The sequence below is a fragment of the Pyxidicoccus sp. M6 genome (assembly GCF_055568925.1).
Genome location: NZ_CM145714.1, coordinates 604,887 through 620,652, shown reverse-complemented (window position 1 = coordinate 620,652; position 15,766 = coordinate 604,887). Strand labels below are relative to the sequence as shown.

Genomic DNA, 15,766 nt, shown 5'->3' with positions numbered 1-15,766 from the left:
GCGTCATGAGCGCAGGATGAGGAGGAACTCCGCGGTCTCCGCTCCACGCGCGTTGGCGAAGCCCACGTCCTCCCCGGTGACGACGAACCCGCACTTCTGCAGCACCCGTAGGGATGCGACGTTGTCCTTCGCGGCCCGCGCGTGCAGCGGGCGCACCTTCTCGTGCGAGAGGAACGCGGAGAGCGCCCGGGTGGCGAGCCCCCGCCCCCAGTAGCTCCGGCCCAGCCAGTAGGTGACCTCGCGTTGGCCTTCCATCTCGAAGCTCGAGACGTGGCCCGCCACCTGGCCGTCCACGACGACGGTCTTGTTGAGGTTGCCCGTGTTCCTGAGGTTGCGCGCCCAGTGTGCCTGGAAGGCCGCGCGGTCCGCCGGGTCCTTCGACGTGAAGGCGGCCATGTGGCGTGCATCCGCATCGAGCTGATGCTCGAAGAAGACGGGCAGGTCGGACTCGGTCATGTCCCGCAGCACGAGGTCGGTCATGACGGCCTTGATACCACGGGCCTCCCGCTCGGACCGGCAGCCGAAGTACGCTGCGGGCATGACCCTGGCTGTCTGTGTCCGCTGCGGTGAGTCGAAGGTGGGAGCCTTCACGCCGTGCGCGCGCTGTGGGCTCGACCCCGCCGCGCACGGTACCGACAAGGAATTGCAGGCGAAGAGCCTCCTGCTTTCCGACCGCTACTTCCCGGGAGGCGAGCTGGAGGCGATGGGGCAGCGAATCCGCTCCGGCCAGGGCGTGGACTTCGACTCCGCGAAGCTCGCCGAGCTGCTGGAGGAACTGAAGACGCAGAAGCTGCCCATCGTCTCGAAGGCGTCGCCCGGGTGTTCCATCATCGGATGGGCGATGCTGGGCGGCGTGGTGCTGCTCGTCGCCGGCCTGCTGTGGATGTGGCGGGCACGCGGCGGCGCGTGAGTCAGCGGCGTCCCACGGCGGCAGCCGCCACGTCGAGCGCCTTGTCGAGCTGCGCGTCCCTCCCCTGCGAGTACGGCAGCGTGTCCGGCACCTCCACATCCACGTCGACGCCGGTGCCCTCCAGGCGCACACCCTCCACCTCCACGTCCAGGACGGCGAGGTAGAGCAGGTCTCCATTGGACAGGAGCAGCGGCGCGCCCGCGAGCACGGCGCCCGCGGTGCGCTGCCCCACGAGCGTGCCGCGTTTGTGCTTCTTGAAGGCGAAGGCGACCATCTCCTTCCCGCTGCGCGAGTTGCCGTTGACGAGCAGCACCACCGGCTTGCGCCACGTGGAGGAGCGGGTGTTGCGCCGGCCCTCGCGGTTGATGTCGGTGAAGAGGGGCACCAGCGGGTTGAAGAGGTTGAGGAAGTCGGGATTGCAGCCGCCCCAACCGTCGCGGAAGTCGATGACCAGGGCGTCGGCGCTCGTGAAGCTGGACAGCATCGCGTCCTGGAGCACGTCCTGATGCTCGGGCCCGGCGCACGAGAAGAGGTGCTGGTACGCCACGTGCTGGCCATTGCGCTCGACGATGCGCGAGCTGCCGCGCTGCACCTCCAGCCACTCGGCCTTGGGGTTCACCTTGCGTGGGGTGACGGTGAGCGAGAGGGGCGCGGCGCCGCGGGTGCGCTCCACGGAGATGCGGGTGGGCTTGCCAGCGCGGCCCTCGAAGGAAGCGCCGGAGAGGAGCCTGTCGCCGCGAAGCAGACCGGCGCGGGCGGCGGGGCCTCCGGCGAAGACGTGGCGGACGAAGACGCCGTCGGGCCGCTCCACGAGGTCGGCGCCGATGCTGGTGTATTCGACGCGGGGCAGCTTGAGGATGTGCGCGAAGATGGCGGCCAGGGCGGTGTGGCCCGCGCTGCCCTTCGCGTAGAGCACGCTGTGCGAGGCGCCCAGCTCGGCGAGGGCCTCGTTGGTGCGCCGGACGAAGTCGTCTTCATTGGTGGCTGCGGCGCCGTAGCCCTGGTGCTTCGCGACCCAGGCCTCGGCCTTCTTCGCGTCGAAGAAGCGGGTGCGGACGAAGCCCACCACCTCGTCCCCGGGCTTCACGTACGGCCCGGAGCCAGCGAGGGCCGCCGTGGCGAGAAGTGAGCAGGCCACCAAGGCCGCCCGGCGGATTCCGGACATCGTGCGTGGAGCCCCCATGCCGTGCCTCCTCCTTCCTTCACACTTCTTCATGCGAAGCGGCGCGAGCCGCCCGTGACGTCAGGAGGCTATCAGCGCCCGCGGGCCGCACGAGCGGAGATGCATGGCGCTGGTTAAGGAAGAACTCCCGTGCTGGACGTCCCCACCGCCCCCTTACGCCTCGCCCTCGTCGCCGAGGACCCGCTCGCCCGGGGTGCGCTCTCCCGCGCGCTGGGCGACCAGGGAGGCGAGCTGCTCCTGGTGGCCTCGGGCACCCAGACGGAGCTGGAGTCCGCCTCCGGTGACGCGCCCGACGTGGTGCTCTGGGACACGGGCCTGCGCCTCCCGGAGAACGACACGCGCGTCGAAGTCCCCGACCTCGGCGCTCCCGTGCTCGCCCTGGTGGCGGACGAGGCCGCGGGAGAGGTCGCGCTGACGGCCGGGGCCAAGGGGCTGCTCTTCCGGGACGTGGCGCCCGCGCCCCTCGTGGCCGCGCTGCTCGCCGTGGCCCGGGGCCTCACCGTGTTCGACCCGGCGCTCGCCGAGGTCCGCGCCGCCCCTCGGGCCACCAACGCCGCCACCGCCACACCGGGTCCTGACTCCCTCACACCACGCGAGCGCGAGGTGCTCGCGCTGCTGGCGGAAGGGCTGTCCAACAAGGCCATCGCGGACCGGCTCTCCATCAGCGAGCACACGGCCAAGTTCCACGTCAACGCGGTGCTCGCCAAGCTCGGCGTGCAGCGCCGCACCGAGGCCGTCGTCCGCGCCGCGCGCATGGGCCTGGTCACCCTGTAAGCAAAAACCGGTAGCGACTCGCCCCGAAGCGCTACCGCTTCGCTCTCCGGCGCGTCCGCGCAGAGCCCCCACGCTTCGACGTCTTCGAGCGCGCGCGTTTCACCGTGGGCCACGGACGCCCCGTCTCTTCCTCCCAGCGCCGAACGGCCTGAGCGATGAGCGGCGCCTTCGCCTCCAGATAGCGCAGGGATATCTCTCCCTCTTCGTACTCCTGGAGCCACTGCCGCCGGTAGCGAACGACGCGCTCATCATGGTCCAGCCCGAGCAACCGCAGCGTGTCCTCCGCGCGCTTGCGATGCTGGGGCGGACACCGGCTCGACACCTGGAGCTGGAGCGAGGGCAGGAGCAGCTCGAACCACCCCTCACGCACCTCGAACGGGTCCAGCAGCTGCGATGACTTCAGTCCCTGCTTGCGGCTGTTCAGCCACCCCGCCGAATAGCGGAGGTTGCTCCACTCATAGGCAAGCCCGCGGTCCTCATCGAGCGAGACGAAGTGGTCCGCGGTGCCCGGCGCGCCGAGGAACATGGCCGTATACGCACAGCGCTGCGCGAAGGCCTCCGCGAGCTCCGCGTTGAAGGCGCGCCACAACGCGGGAGGCCGTCCCGGGTGGCGCGGGTGGTCACGCAGCCACCTCGCCCCGGGCCGGCGCACCTGCGCATCGAAGTCAGCGGGCTCGCCGGCGGGAATGCAGCGGACCACGACGACCTCCCCCTTCCCGTGTGACGACCCACCTCGGCCAGAACGGGTCCTGCTCCGGCAGCAGCCGTCGCAGCTCGGCGTCGATGGCATCCATCGTGGCCAGCCCCTCGGGCAGCGCCTGTGAATCGCCCCGCATGAAGGCCTCGGCGGCCTCCACGGCCTTCTCCGCCTCCAGGGAGCGCGGCTGCTCCAGGCCGAAGACCTCCGACGTCAGCCAATCGTTCGCGTCTCCCTGCTTCGCCCAGGGCAACTGCCGCAGACGCACGGCCTCCGCCTGAAGCTCGAAGAGGAAGAGCGCATCCCGCGCCTCGTCGAAGAACGGCTCCAGCGACGCGAGCACCAGGGGCGAGTGCGTCGTCAGCAACGCCTGGACGGAAGTCTCGGGGGCCAGCCCGTCGATGACCTCGATGAGCGAGCGGACGATGCGGCGCTGCCACAGCGGGTGCAGGTGCGTCTCCACCTCGTCCACGAGCAGCACGAAGCGCGAGTCCCGGGGCTGCCCGAGGATTTCGGAGGCCTGCACGTGCTCGTGCCACGTCCAGACGATGAGATAGGCCAGCCCCAGGATGCGCTTCATCCCCGCCGAGGCATGCACGACGGGGATGTTCCCGTAGGGCATGTCGATGGTCGGGTAGTCCCGCACGTCCTCGACCGACAGGCGCATGGGCCTGCCGGGGCGGATGGGCTCATGACGCGGAGAGAGCTGCGCCAGTGCGCGCTTCAGCATCTGGAAGGCGGAGCCGGGAGCCCCATCATCCTGGAGCTGCCAGCTCACCCAGTCGCGGATGAGGCCGTTACAGACCGTCTTCCCCTCGTACTGGAGCCCCTCCCAGAGCTCATCCGGCGCGAAGTGGAAGGCATCCGGGCGGCGCGGAGCCTCGGGCTCGCTCTTCGACTGCCGGTGCCAGTAGTTCCTCGCAGGGTCCCAGACCGAGAAGCTTCCGTCGACGCGGGCATACACCGTCAGGCCCGGCATGTTCGGTCGCCCGGCGGGCCATGGCCAGAGCTGGCGGGACGCATCGAAGCGGCTCTCCTTCGCCGCGGCGCGGCCGCTCTTGCCGATGACGGTCCACTCAATCTCCCGGCGACGGGTTCCCCGGCGAGGCCATGCCGGCATCCCGGGCCAGGTCCCCGTCAGACACCACCAGGTCACATCCAGGAGGAAGCTCTTCCCGAGGCCGTTGTCGCCCGTCAGGACGTTCAACCGCGGAGCGAACGTGACGTGGAGCTGGGGGGAGGGGCCCACTCCTTGGAGCCCGAGCTCTCGGAGCATGCGCGACACTTAGTCCATCCGCACCCACTCAACCAGTTTCACGCGCCCTCGGGTGCCCGCCTCCTGTCCCCCTGCTCACGCCGCCACGGTCCGGATGGTACGCTCCCGCGTCGCATGGCCAATCAGGATTGGGTGACGCGCCTGCTGACGGGGCGCGCTTCGGCGGACAAGGGGCTCAACGTCCACCTCTCGGAGCGCGACGGCGGCAGCCTCCACGACAAGATGCGACAGGCGTACTGGTGGATCACCAACAACGCCGTCATCTGCCCCTACTACGACATCGAGTTCGGCCAGGCCGCGTCCCTCAAGACGCCCACGGGTGACGAAATCCACCTCCCCGAGGACACCAGCTACAGCTCCTTCGTCCTCATCCCCCTGCTCACCCTCTTCACCTGCCGCCGAGCCCTCCTCGTCGGCGGCCCTGGCCGTGGCAAGACGACGTCCGCCGTCCTCATGGCCCTGCTCTCCGGCATGAGCCGCGATGAAGTCCACCGCGGCATCCAGCGCGGCCACCCGCAGCTCTCCATCGCCGACCTGCTCGGCGCGCCGCTGCCGTCCGACATGCTCAAGGCGGAGGACCTGTCCGCCGTGAAGGTCAGCTGGCGCAAGTGGATTGGCCAGCGCGTCAAAATCATCGACGAGTACAACCGCATCCCCACCAAGACGCAGTCCGCGCTCCTGTCCCTCATGGCGGAGGGCTACGCGGAGATGATGGACCAGTACGTCTACGCGGGCCGCTCGTCCTGGTTCCTCACCGCCAACGACGACCAGGGCGGCGGCACCTTCCAGGTCATCGAGGCCCTCAAGGACCGCATCGACGTCGTCGTGCGCGCCGTCCCCTTCAACTCCGGCTTCATGGACCAGCTCCTCCAGCGCCTGGAGGCGGACAAGTCCCCCGAGGAGCTGCTCCCCAAGGAGGTCGTCTTCACCCCCGGCGAGTTGGAGCGCGCCTACGCGTCCATCCTCGAGGTGGAAGTCCCCAAGGCGGTGCTGGAGCGCATCGCCTTCTTCCTCGGGCAGCTCGACTTCTGCCGCATGGCCTCGCCGCGCTTCGAGTTCAAGCACAAGGACACGCTGAAGCTCGCCGGGCAGACGGTGGCCGCGGTGTGCAACGAGCAGTGCCCGCTGGACAAGAAGGTGCACCTCTGCACGCAGACGGAGAACGGCGTCAGCGTGCGCGCGTACCAGACGATTCTGCACTTCGCGAAGGCGCTGGCCTTCTTCCGCGGCCACGCCTCGGTGGAGCTGGAGGACTTCCGGCAGATTGCCCCGTGGGTGCTGCACGAGAAGCTGGTGCCCAACACGCGCAGCGCCTTCTTCGAGGTGAAGGGCCACCGCATGCTCCTCCAGGACCGCGTGGCCTGGATTCGCAACATGTTCGACATGGCCATGGACGGCTTCGACACGCACGAGCCCCTGCGCCGCAAGGTGGCCGCGCTGCGCGCCGAGCTCGACAAGGGCCTGTCCGGCGTGGACCTGCCCACCACGGAGCAGCGCCTCGCCTCCGTCACCACGCTGATGAACCTGATGCTCACCAAGCGGGAGCTGTCCGGCCCCGTCTACGAGGACCTCATCCACCTCAAGTCCATGTACAGCCGCTACCGCAACTACGCCACGTGGCTGAAGGAGAACCCGGGCGGCCGCGTATGAGCAGCTTCGTCGAAGAGCTGGAGGCGAACGCGCGCGGGCGCTTCGTGCGGTGGGACTCGGCGCTGTGGCAGGAGCTGCTCGCCGGCCCGGTGGCGAAGCTGGGCGAGGCCCTGTCCGCGTCGAGCGCGCGCCCGGAGAAGTCCGAGGAGCTGCTGCGCGCCTACCTGCGCCTGGGCGCGGAGGCCATCGGCCTGGGCTACCTCTACCCGGCGAGCGCGGGCCGGCAGAACTTCTTCACCCTCGCGTGGTCGGACCTGCTGCCCCGGCTGCTCGCGCAGGTGCCGGAGGCGAAGCGCGCACAGGTGCTCGCGCAGCTGTGGAACCTGGGGGAGAACCTGGAGTCCGGGCCGCCGTGGGTGCAGCGCATCTTCTGCCGCGTGGGCTCGGGCCTCACGTCGCTCACCGACATCGAGTCCCGACTGCGCGAGACGGCGGCCCTGGCCATGGAGCCGCCGAAGGCGAAGCTGGCCAACAAGGCCCAGCCCTACCTCGTGCACCTGGCCGCCGAGGACAGCCGCTTCATGCCCGGCGCCGCCCACTTCCTCGCCCCCACGGTGCTGTGCGTGCATGACCGGCACCGCAAGGCCGTGGCCGGACGCGAGGCAGCCACGCAGGGCCTATGGCTGACGGACGACGCGCCCCTCCGGCTGGGCGCCATGGGCTGCCGCGAGACGCCCGAGCCCACCCACGAGCAGACGCCCGCGCTGGGGTGGCTGGCGATGAACGACCCGCGCGTGGATGACTGGTTCGCCACCACCGTCAACGACTGGCGCGCCGCGGGGACGATGCACACGTCGCAGTTCGTGGTGGTGCTCGTGCCGTCATGAGCCCGCCGCGCTTCACGCCAGAGCAGGTGGACACATGCTGGCGCGACGCGCTGGACCTGTGGGACGTGCGCGTGCAGCTCAGCCCGCCCGAGCCTCACGTGCCCTTCCGCCCCGACGCGGACCATGCCAACGAGCCGCTCGCGTACATCGACCTCGTGAAGCGCCAGGTCTTCGTCCACTTCGCGCTGCTCCACGAGATGGGCGCGGCGAACAGCCTCACGGCGGTGCTCGCGCACGAGATTGGCCACCACGCGCGCTTCCCGCACACGCTGGGCTGGGACGCGGAGCTGCGCGTGCAGGAGCAGAAGCTCATCCCCGGGCTGAAACAGTCGCTCACCAACCTCTTCTACGACTTGCAGGTGAACGAAGTGGTGGGCCGCACGCACGCGCGTGAACTGGCGGAGGTGTATCGCGGCTTCCAGCGCGTCCGGGGCGGCGGGGACGTATCTCCGTTGTTCTTCTTCTACCTCGCCATCTACGAGGAGCTGTGGGGACTGGCTCCGGGGCAGCTCGCGCCCGCGAAGCTCGAAGGCCCCATGGAGGAGCGCTACCCGGGCATCCGCGCCGAGGCGCGCATGTTCGCGCAGACCTTCTACGCGCTGCCGAGCCCGCGCCTCCAGTTCCTCTACTTCTGCGCCACCTTCATCCGCTTCATCGACAAGCCCGAGTCGCTGGAGTTCTCCCTGCCGCTCGGCGGGGACGTGTCGATGCCGGACGTGGATGACCTGGACGCGGCCCTCAACGGCGCGGGGCGCTGGGACGACGCGATGGAGGAAGCGAAGGAGCGCGGCTGGCTGAGCGGCGGCGGGGGCAGCGACTCTGGAGGGGACGCGCTGTCCACCATCCACCGCGTCACCCACCACCTGCCCGGCAAGGGCGGCGGCGAGCTGCGCCGGGCGCTGGTGGGCCGGCACTACAAGCGGCTGGTGGACCAGCACATCCTGAAGCTCCCGTCCGCGCCCGCGAAGCCGGAGCCGTATCTGCGCACCACGCCCGAGGCGTGGGAGTACGGCGACGACCCATCCTCCATCGACTGGACGCTGACGGTGATTTCGCAGGGGCACCTCGCGGCCGTGGCGCCGCTGCGCCGCGAGCTGGAGGCGGACCTGCCGCCCCCGTCGGATTTGGGCGTGCCCTCGCTCGAAATCTACCTGGACACCAGCGGCTCCATGCCCAACCCGCTGGTCCAGCTCAATTCGATGACGCTGGCGGCGCAGGTGCTGTCGGCCTCGGCCCTCCGCAAGAAGGCGACGGTGAAGGGCATCATCTACGCGGACGGCAACCCGGCCGTGTCGCCGTGGATGTACGACGAGGACACGGCGCGCGACTTCCTGCTCGGCTACATCGGCGGGGGGACGACCTACCCGTTCGACCTGCTGGAGTCCCTGTCGCGCGAGCGGCCGGACGCGCTGCGGGTCATCATCTCGGACAGCGACTTCCTCGCCAACGTTTACGAGGGCGACAACCTGCGGCTGCTGGTGGAGGCGACGCGCCGCTCTCGCGCGGTGGTGGCCTTCCTCGCGCTGCCGGACGACAAGAAGGCACGCGCGGTGCTGGCGCCGGTGCTGGCCGAGCGGCGCTTCCGCCTCGTGGTGGTGACGTGGCTGTCGGACTTCGGGCCGGCGGCCGCCAACCTGTCCCGGGCCCTGTTGGAGAACTGATGCGCTTCGACATCCAGACCCTTCGACAACAGCTCGCCGCGGCGCCCATCGTCTCGCCGTATTCGCACGAGCTGGCCGTGGCCATCATCTGCGACACGTTCCGGCTGGCGAACGTGCGCCCGCCGTCGCGGCAGGACTGGGCCGACCTGGAGCAGTACGCGCACCACCCGCTCTGGAAAGAACAGGTGGTCATGCTCGCGCACCTGCTGGCCGGCTCGGCGCTGCGGGATGACTCGGCGAAAGCGATGGTGAAGGGCACGGAGTCCATGGGCCTCCTCCGGCGCTTCTTCGAGGACATCGCCCCGCTGAGCGCGGAGATGGTGCGCTCCAACGGCTTCCGGCAGGAGGAGTTCCTGCGCAAATGGATACGCGCGGTGGGCGGAGAGGTGCTCAACGAGTCCACGAAGGAGTCCGCGAAGCGCCTGGACCAGCTCGACTACCGCAAGGCGCAGCAGGAGATGAAGCGCGCGGAGGAGGCACGCAAGCAGGAGGCGGAGCGCCGCGAGCAACTGCTGCGCGAGGCGCAGCAGCGCGAGGCGGAAGCGCGAGGCTGGCGCGAGTGAATGTGGACCTGCGCGTCGCCCCACGCGCCCACATCCGACGGGACACCTCCACCCAGCGGCCCCATATCCCGTGGGCCGACTCCATCAGGAACGGCCTCGCGCACCTCGCATCCCTCTCGGACGAAGCCGAAGCGCGCGCGGTGCTCGACTCCCGCATGGAGCGCCTGCGCGCCGCACTGCTCGAATCGCCGTACTACGTGCGCCGGCTCCAGGAAGCAGGACTGCACCCCGGAGACCTCCAGCGACTGGAGGACCTGGCCCACTTCCCCACCCTGGAGCGCGCGACGCTGGCACAGCACTGGGACGCGGTGCCCACGCTCCCCACGGACAGCGCCGAGTGCGTCGTCGTGAAGAGCTCCGGCTCCACGGGCGACCCGGTGCGCGTGGTGCGCGACAGGCTCGACTGTTTGCACATGTGGGCCGTGCTCCGCTTCCTCGTATCGCGCGCGGGCGCCGTGCTGCCGCCGCGTCCTCGGGTGGTGCTGCTGGACGCGCTGCCGGGCGGGCTGGAGTACTCGGTGCGGCTGCCCATCTTCCATGACGGCGCGCTGCACCGCGTGTCCGCCCTGCGCGACGAAGCGCGCGAGCGCCTGTGCCGCGTGCGCCCCTCGGTGCTCTTCTCGGACCCGGAGGGACTGCGCTGGCTCGTGGAGCAGCCCGACATCCCCACGCCCCGGCTGGTGCTCACCTCCGCGCAGCACCTGCCCGCCTCGCTGCGCCGCACGCTGGCGGAAAAGGTCCCCGCGCCCATCCTCAACTACTACGCGACGACGGAGACGGGCCCGCTCGCCTGGGAGTGCCTGCGCGACGACGCCCCGGGCCACTTCCACGTCTTCGCCCCGGACGTGTGGCTGGAGCCCGGCCTGGACGAAGTCGTCGTGACGCGGCTGCGCCCCAGCGTCCTCCCCCTGCTGCGCTACCTGCCGGGAGACGCCGGCACGGTGCGACGAGACGCGTGCGCCTGCGGCTTCCACGGATGGACGCTCACGGACTTCGGAGGGCGCGGCGCCTGCCACTTCCTCACCCCGTCCGGCCGGGCGGTGGACGCCTGGTCGCTGGCATGGGTGTTCAAGCACCACGCGCTGCGTGCCTTCCGGCTGACGCAGGTGGAGCGCTCGCGCTTCACGCTGGAGCTGGCCGGCGCGGCGGATGCCGGCCCGCTGTGCGAGCGACTCAGCGCCGCGCTCCGCAACCTCGGATGGGGGGAGCCCCGGCTGGACGTATGCCACGTGGAGGCCACGACGCTCGCCACCGGCGCCAAGCCCCGGCCATTCCGTGCGGACCTGCCTCCGGGTTGAGCTGGAACCTCCGCACGCCACTCAACACGCCCCGAGGTAACCCGTCCCCATGGCCTCCGGGCGTGCTAGTCCATGGAGGCCCGCCCGGGACCACCTGCCCACCGTCCAGGGGCCACACCCGTCATGCACGAACAGTCCCGCCGAGCGGACATGGTGCCTCGACCTCCCGAGCCACCGACGGCCGGGCGCCCGGCCCCGAAGTCCATGCGCCCCTCCGAAGCGCTCCCCTTCACCGGCCCGCTGTCCGCGCGCCACGCGCGCGTCAGTGCCTACGTCCTGGGCCTGCTCGCGTTCCTGGTGGCGTTCGGCCTGCAGAGCCTGCTGTGGCCCTACATGGCCGCCAGCCCCTTCCTGCTCTTCTTCGCCGCCGTCATGTTCTCCGGCTGGTGGGGAGGGTGGGGCCCGGCGCTCCTCACGCTGGCGCTGTCCCTCGTGGCGACGGACTGGTTCTTCCTGCCCCCCATCCACTCCTTCAGGTTCCGGTTGGGGAACACCATCGCGCTGAGCCTCTACACGCTCGTCTCGGTGTTGATGACGAAGCTGAACGTGATGCTGCGCGACGCGAACCGGGCGCGCGCGGAATTGCTGGAGCGGGAGCGCGCCGCCCGGAGCGCGGCGGAGGCGGAGCGGGCCCGGCTCCATGCGCTCTTCATGAACGCACCGGTGCACATCGTCTTCACGCACGGGCCGGACCACGTCTACACGTTCTCCAACGCGATGAACGACACGCTGCTGGGCCGCCGGCCCACGATGGGGAAGCCCATCCGGGAGGTGATTCCCGAGGCCGAGTCCCAGGGCCTCATCGCCATGTTGGACGGCGTCTACAACACGGGAGAGCCCTTCTCCGGCCACGCGGTGCCCGTGCGCTTCACCCCCCCGGAAGGTCCCCCACGGGAGGCCTTCATCAACCTCGTCTACCAGGCCACGCGGGACGAGCAGGGCCGCATCTACGGCCTCGCGGGCTTCGGCTTCGACGTGACCGACCTCGTGCACGCGCGCCAGCGGGCCGAGTCCCTGGCCACCGAGCTGCGACACGCCGAGGCCCGCGCGCGCGTGCTCGCCGAGGCCAGCGCCGTGCTGGCCACGTCCCTGGACTACGAGGCCACGCTGCACAACACCGCGAGGCTGGTGGTGCCCGCGTTCGCGGACTGGTGCTTCGTCGACCTCGCCGAGCCGGACGGCTCGTTCCGCCGGGTGGAGGTGACCCACGCCCGCCCGGAGGACGCCGCCCTGGCGCTCGAGGTCCAGCGCTACCAACTCCACCCCGAGGGCCGCCGCCCCCATCCCGCGATAGAGGCGCTGCTGCGCAGGCAGGGCATCCTCGTCGAAAGCATGACGCCCGAGCGCATCCGCGCGGGCGCGCATGACGCGGAGCATGCACGGGTCATCGAGGCCACCAACATCGTCTCCCTCATCTCCGTGCCGCTGGTGGCGAGCGGGCGGACGCTGGGCGTGCTCACCTTCTTCAGCAGCACGCACTCCGGCCGCCGCTACACCGAGGCGGACCTGGCCTTCGGCCGCGAGCTGGCGCACCGGGCCGCGCTCTCCATGGAGAACGCGCGCCTCTACCGCGAGGCCCAGGAGGCCATCCGGCTGCGCGACGAGTTCCTCTCCATCGCCAGCCACGAATTGAAGACGCCGCTCACCCCGCTGAGCCTGAAGCTGCAGGCGCTCGCGAGGGAGCTGGCCCGGCACCAGGACGCCGTGCCACGCGGCGTGGTGGAGAGCTACGTGGAGGTCGGCACGCGGCAGGTGAAGAAGCTGTCCGAGCTCGTCGGTGACTTGCTGGACGTCTCGCGCATCACCGCGGGCCGGCTCACGCTGGAGCTGGAGGACGTGGAGCTGGTGCCGCTCGTGCGCGAGGTCATGGCCCGCTACGAGCCACACGCGGCCCGTGCCGGCTCCACGCTCCACTTCGAGGGCGGAGAGACGCGCCTCATCGGACGGTGGGACCGGCTCCGGCTGGAGCAAATCGTCACCAACCTGGTGGACAACGCGGTGAAGTACGGCAGCGGCCGGCCCATCCACGTGCGCGTGGAGGCGAGCCCCGGTGGCGCGCGGCTGACGGTGCGCGACGAGGGCATCGGCATCGCCCCGGAGCACCTGCCGCGCCTCTTCGGCCGCTTCGAGCGCGCCGTGTCCGAGCGTCACTACGGCGGCCTGGGGCTGGGGCTCTACATCACCCGCACGCTGGTGGAGGCACTGGGCGGCAGGGTCCACGTGGAGAGCGAGCATGGCAAAGGCTCCACCTTCACCGTGGAGCTGCCGCTGGACGCCGGGGCGGCTCAGTCCTCCGGCGACGGCGCGCCCACCACCTTGACGACGTAGAACACGCACGGACCGCGCCCCGCGTTGACGAAGGCGTGCGGCACGTCCGCCTCGAAGTAGAAGGCCTCTTCCGCGGCCACGGTGGCGCTGCCATCCGGGAAGTCGATGCGCAGCGTCCCCTTCTCCACCGCGACGCTCTTGCCAATGCCCACCCCGTAGCCCGGCAGCTCACCGGTGGACGTCTGTGGCGGCAGCGTGAGGCGGATGAACTCCACGCCGTGCGCCTCGAAGGCGGGGGACAACAACTGCCGGGTGATGCCGCTCTCCGCGTCGCGGAAGGTGGGCTGCGCCGACGGCGGCAGGTGGACGCGCGGCTGACGCGGACGGCGCTGGGCCAGCAGGTCCGTCAGCCCCACGCCCAGGCCCGACGCGAGCCGCACCGCCACCAGCAGCGTGGGGTTGTTGTCCCCGCGCTCCACCTTGGAAATCATCGCCCGGCTCACGCCGGAGCGCTCCGCCAGCGCCTCCAGCGTCATCCCCTGCGCCTGCCGCAGCTCGCGGATGCGCGCTCCCAGCCGGGGTGCCTCCGCAGCCTCCAGTGCTTCACTCACGGCCTTCTTCGCCTTGACATTTCTCATATGTGAGAACAGAGATGGGGGGACATTTTCCACTGAATTTCAGCTACGTCGCGCGGCGCGGCACCCGCCCCGGGGGTGGGTGGCCGTGCCTCGGGCAGCGGGGCGGTACGCGCCCTGGAGACCCTTTTACTAGCGTCGTCGAGCTGAGCATCTGACGGGCATCGAAGTGGAAGCGTGAGTCTGCATCAAGAAAGAGGCTGGCACATGGAGACACGGAAGCTGGGGAGAGAGGGCCCGACGGTTTCGGCGCTCGGGCTGGGCTGCATGGGCATGTCCGACTTCTACGCGGGCCGGGATGACGCGGAGTCGGAGGCCACGCTGCTGCACGCGCTGGACAAGGGCATCACCTTCTTCGACACCGCGGACGCGTACGGCCCCGGGCGCAACGAGGAGCTGGTGGGCCGCGTGCTGAAGCCCCACCGCGCGAAGGTGGTGCTGGCGACGAAGTTCGGCATCGTGAGGGACCCGGCGGACCCGAACAAGCGCGGCATCAACGGCAAGCCGGAGTACGTGAAGCAGGCGTGCGAGGCCAGCCTGCGCCGGCTGGGCGTGGACGTCATCGACCTGTACTACCTGCACCGGCTGGACGCGAGCACGCCCATTGAAGACACGGTGGGCGCGATGGCGAAGCTGGTGGAAGAGGGCAAGGTGCGCTTCCTCGGCCTGTCGGAGGTGGACGGCGCCACGCTGCGGCGCGCGCACAGCGTGCACCCCATCACCGCGCTGCAGAGCGAGTACTCGCTGTGGACCCGCGAGCCGGAGGACGAGGTGCTCGGAGTGTGCCGCGAGCTGGGCATCGGCTTCGTGCCGTACAGCCCGCTGGGGCGCGGGTTCCTCACGGGCCAGATCAAGCGCTTCGAGGACCTGGCGCAGGACGACTACCGCCGCCACTCGCCGCGCTTCCAGGGTGAGAACTTCACGCGCAACCTGGAGCTGGTCGCGCACATCGAGCAACTGGCGAAGCAGAAGGGCTGCGCGCCCGCGCAGCTCGCGCTGGCGTGGGTGCTCTCGCGCGGGAAGGACATCGTCCCCATTCCGGGCACGAAGCGGCGCAAGTACCTCGACGAGAACCTGGGCGCGCTGAACGTGAAGCTCTCGGAGAAGGACCTCGCGGAAATCGAGGCGATTGCTCCGCCGGGCGTGGCCGCGGGAGAGCGCTACCCCGCGAACATGCAGGCCACGCTGCCGAAGTCGGCGCCGCGTCCCACGCGCTGACACTCAGCCCCGTGCGCGCGGCAACTGCGCATGGGGCCGCCACCCACCGCTGGCGCCGAGGCAGTACCGACAGGTCGCCAGCGGCGTATCCCGCTCCAGGTACGTGAGCATCCGCTCCAGCAGGTCCGGCGCGTCGAGCGGGACACTGTCCACCTCGGCGAGCGCGGGCATCTCCGGGTACTTCGCGCCGAGCACCGTGGCCACGTGCGGTGGACGCGTGCAGGCGTAGAAGTGGCCCGCATGCACGAGATGGCACCGCACCTTGAGCCAGCAACGCGCGTACACGTCACGCACGGTGGCGTCCTCCGTGTGCGGCGCATCCGGCGTGAGCTGCTGGAAGGCGTCGATGCGCTTCACGGTGAGGTGGACGCCGTGCTGCTCGCAGCGCTCGGTGATGCGCTGGATGGAGCGCTCCGGGAGCGGCGCGGAGGAGTAGACGGACAGCGTCATCCGGTCCAACCGCTCGTAGACGGCCTCCGGCGCGCTCTGGGCGAGGAAGCCGTTGGTGGTGACGGAGACCTGCTCGGAGATGCCGGACGCGCGCACGGCGTCCAGCACGGCGGGCAGGTCGGGGTGGAGGAAGGGCTCGCCGCCGGTGAGCTTGAAGACGTTGGGCCGTAGCACGCGGGCCAGCCGGCGCAAGTCCTCCCCCAGCACCGACGGCGTCACCGCCCACGTGGGCAGGTGCGGCGAGAGCGGGCAGCACTGCACGCAGCGCAGGTTGCAGTGCGTGGTGACGTGCGACTCCAGGGACCAGGTGAGGATGCGGTCATCGTGGAGCGCGTAACGCACGGGCGGGACTATAG

General features: G+C 70.4%; 15 protein-coding genes. 9 read left to right on the top strand and 6 right to left on the bottom strand.

Annotated elements, in window-relative coordinates; translation table 11 throughout:
• Positions 1-3 precede the first annotated feature (3 nt).
• Entirely contained in the window at positions 4-480 is a 477-nt protein-coding gene (locus ACVTJA_RS02580) for a GNAT family N-acetyltransferase (RefSeq protein ID WP_465833492.1), read from the bottom strand.
• 58 nt (positions 481-538) lie between these two features.
• On the opposite strand from ACVTJA_RS02580, the gene ACVTJA_RS02575 reads away from it, so the two are divergent.
• Entirely contained in the window at positions 539-910 is a 372-nt protein-coding gene (locus ACVTJA_RS02575; RefSeq protein WP_465833490.1) for a hypothetical protein, read from the top strand.
• A gap of 1 nt (position 911) precedes the next feature.
• Here ACVTJA_RS02575 and ACVTJA_RS02570 read toward each other — a convergent pair whose 3' ends face one another.
• Complete coding sequence (locus tag ACVTJA_RS02570) at positions 912-2,093, bottom strand: S41 family peptidase (protein ID WP_465833489.1); 1,182 nt, start codon at positions 2,091-2,093, stop codon at positions 912-914.
• Between the two features lie 129 nt (positions 2,094-2,222).
• On the opposite strand from ACVTJA_RS02570, the gene ACVTJA_RS02565 reads away from it, so the two are divergent.
• Positions 2,223-2,867, top strand: coding sequence for a LuxR C-terminal-related transcriptional regulator (locus ACVTJA_RS02565; protein ID WP_465833487.1), 645 nt, complete (start codon positions 2,223-2,225; stop codon positions 2,865-2,867).
• Between the two features lie 31 nt (positions 2,868-2,898).
• Here ACVTJA_RS02565 and ACVTJA_RS02560 read toward each other — a convergent pair whose 3' ends face one another.
• Together ACVTJA_RS02560 and ACVTJA_RS02555 are read right to left on the bottom strand one after the other, a co-directional pair.
• Complete coding sequence (locus ACVTJA_RS02560) at positions 2,899-3,567, bottom strand: hypothetical protein (RefSeq protein WP_465833485.1); 669 nt, start codon at positions 3,565-3,567, stop codon at positions 2,899-2,901.
• Positions 3,533-4,840 (bottom strand): AAA family ATPase, encoded by a 1,308-nt coding sequence (locus ACVTJA_RS02555; RefSeq protein ID WP_465833484.1) that lies wholly within the window; start codon positions 4,838-4,840, stop codon positions 3,533-3,535. The genes ACVTJA_RS02560 and ACVTJA_RS02555 overlap by 35 nt, the downstream gene beginning before the upstream one ends.
• Before the next feature lie 114 nt (positions 4,841-4,954).
• Between ACVTJA_RS02555 and ACVTJA_RS02550 the strand changes: the two genes are divergently transcribed.
• The 6 genes from ACVTJA_RS02550 to ACVTJA_RS02525 all read left to right on the top strand — a co-directional run bounded on the left by ACVTJA_RS02550 (position 4,955) and on the right by ACVTJA_RS02525 (position 13,167).
• Positions 4,955-6,490 (top strand): AAA family ATPase, encoded by a 1,536-nt coding sequence (locus ACVTJA_RS02550; RefSeq protein ID WP_465833482.1) that lies wholly within the window; start codon positions 4,955-4,957, stop codon positions 6,488-6,490.
• A complete protein-coding gene (locus ACVTJA_RS02545) occupies positions 6,487-7,317 on the top strand; it encodes a hypothetical protein (protein ID WP_465833480.1) in 831 nt (276 codons plus the stop codon). The genes ACVTJA_RS02550 and ACVTJA_RS02545 overlap by 4 nt, the downstream gene beginning before the upstream one ends.
• Positions 7,314-8,978 carry a vWA domain-containing protein gene (locus ACVTJA_RS02540; protein WP_465833478.1) on the top strand — a complete coding sequence of 555 codons (1,665 nt, stop codon included), beginning with the start codon at positions 7,314-7,316 and terminating at the stop codon, positions 8,976-8,978. Before ACVTJA_RS02545 ends, ACVTJA_RS02540 begins: the two co-directional genes overlap by 4 nt.
• Complete coding sequence (locus ACVTJA_RS02535) at positions 8,978-9,541, top strand: hypothetical protein (RefSeq protein ID WP_465833477.1); 564 nt, start codon at positions 8,978-8,980, stop codon at positions 9,539-9,541. The genes ACVTJA_RS02540 and ACVTJA_RS02535 overlap by 1 nt, the downstream gene beginning before the upstream one ends.
• Positions 9,538-10,839 carry a phenylacetate--CoA ligase family protein gene (locus ACVTJA_RS02530; protein ID WP_465833475.1) on the top strand — a complete coding sequence of 434 codons (1,302 nt, stop codon included), beginning with the start codon at positions 9,538-9,540 and terminating at the stop codon, positions 10,837-10,839. Before ACVTJA_RS02535 ends, ACVTJA_RS02530 begins: the two co-directional genes overlap by 4 nt.
• A 204-nt stretch (positions 10,840-11,043) precedes the next feature.
• Positions 11,044-13,167, top strand: a complete 2,124-nt coding sequence (locus ACVTJA_RS02525) for a sensor histidine kinase (protein WP_465833473.1) — start codon at positions 11,044-11,046, stop codon at positions 13,165-13,167.
• Here the strand turns inward: ACVTJA_RS02525 and ACVTJA_RS02520 are convergent.
• Positions 13,125-13,745, bottom strand: a complete 621-nt coding sequence (locus ACVTJA_RS02520; RefSeq protein WP_465833471.1) for a helix-turn-helix domain-containing protein — start codon at positions 13,743-13,745, stop codon at positions 13,125-13,127. The two genes, ACVTJA_RS02525 and ACVTJA_RS02520, sit on opposite strands and share 43 nt — an antisense overlap.
• A 204-nt stretch (positions 13,746-13,949) precedes the next feature.
• Here ACVTJA_RS02520 and ACVTJA_RS02515 point away from each other — a divergent pair, with 204 nt between their 5' ends.
• Positions 13,950-14,960, top strand: coding sequence for an aldo/keto reductase (locus ACVTJA_RS02515; protein ID WP_465833469.1), 1,011 nt, complete (start codon positions 13,950-13,952; stop codon positions 14,958-14,960).
• Positions 14,961-14,963: 3 nt separating this feature from the next.
• Here the strand turns inward: ACVTJA_RS02515 and ACVTJA_RS02510 are convergent, their stop codons facing one another.
• A complete protein-coding gene (locus tag ACVTJA_RS02510; protein ID WP_465833467.1) occupies positions 14,964-15,752 on the bottom strand; it encodes a radical SAM protein in 789 nt (262 codons plus the stop codon).
• Positions 15,753-15,766: the final 14 nt, after the last annotated feature.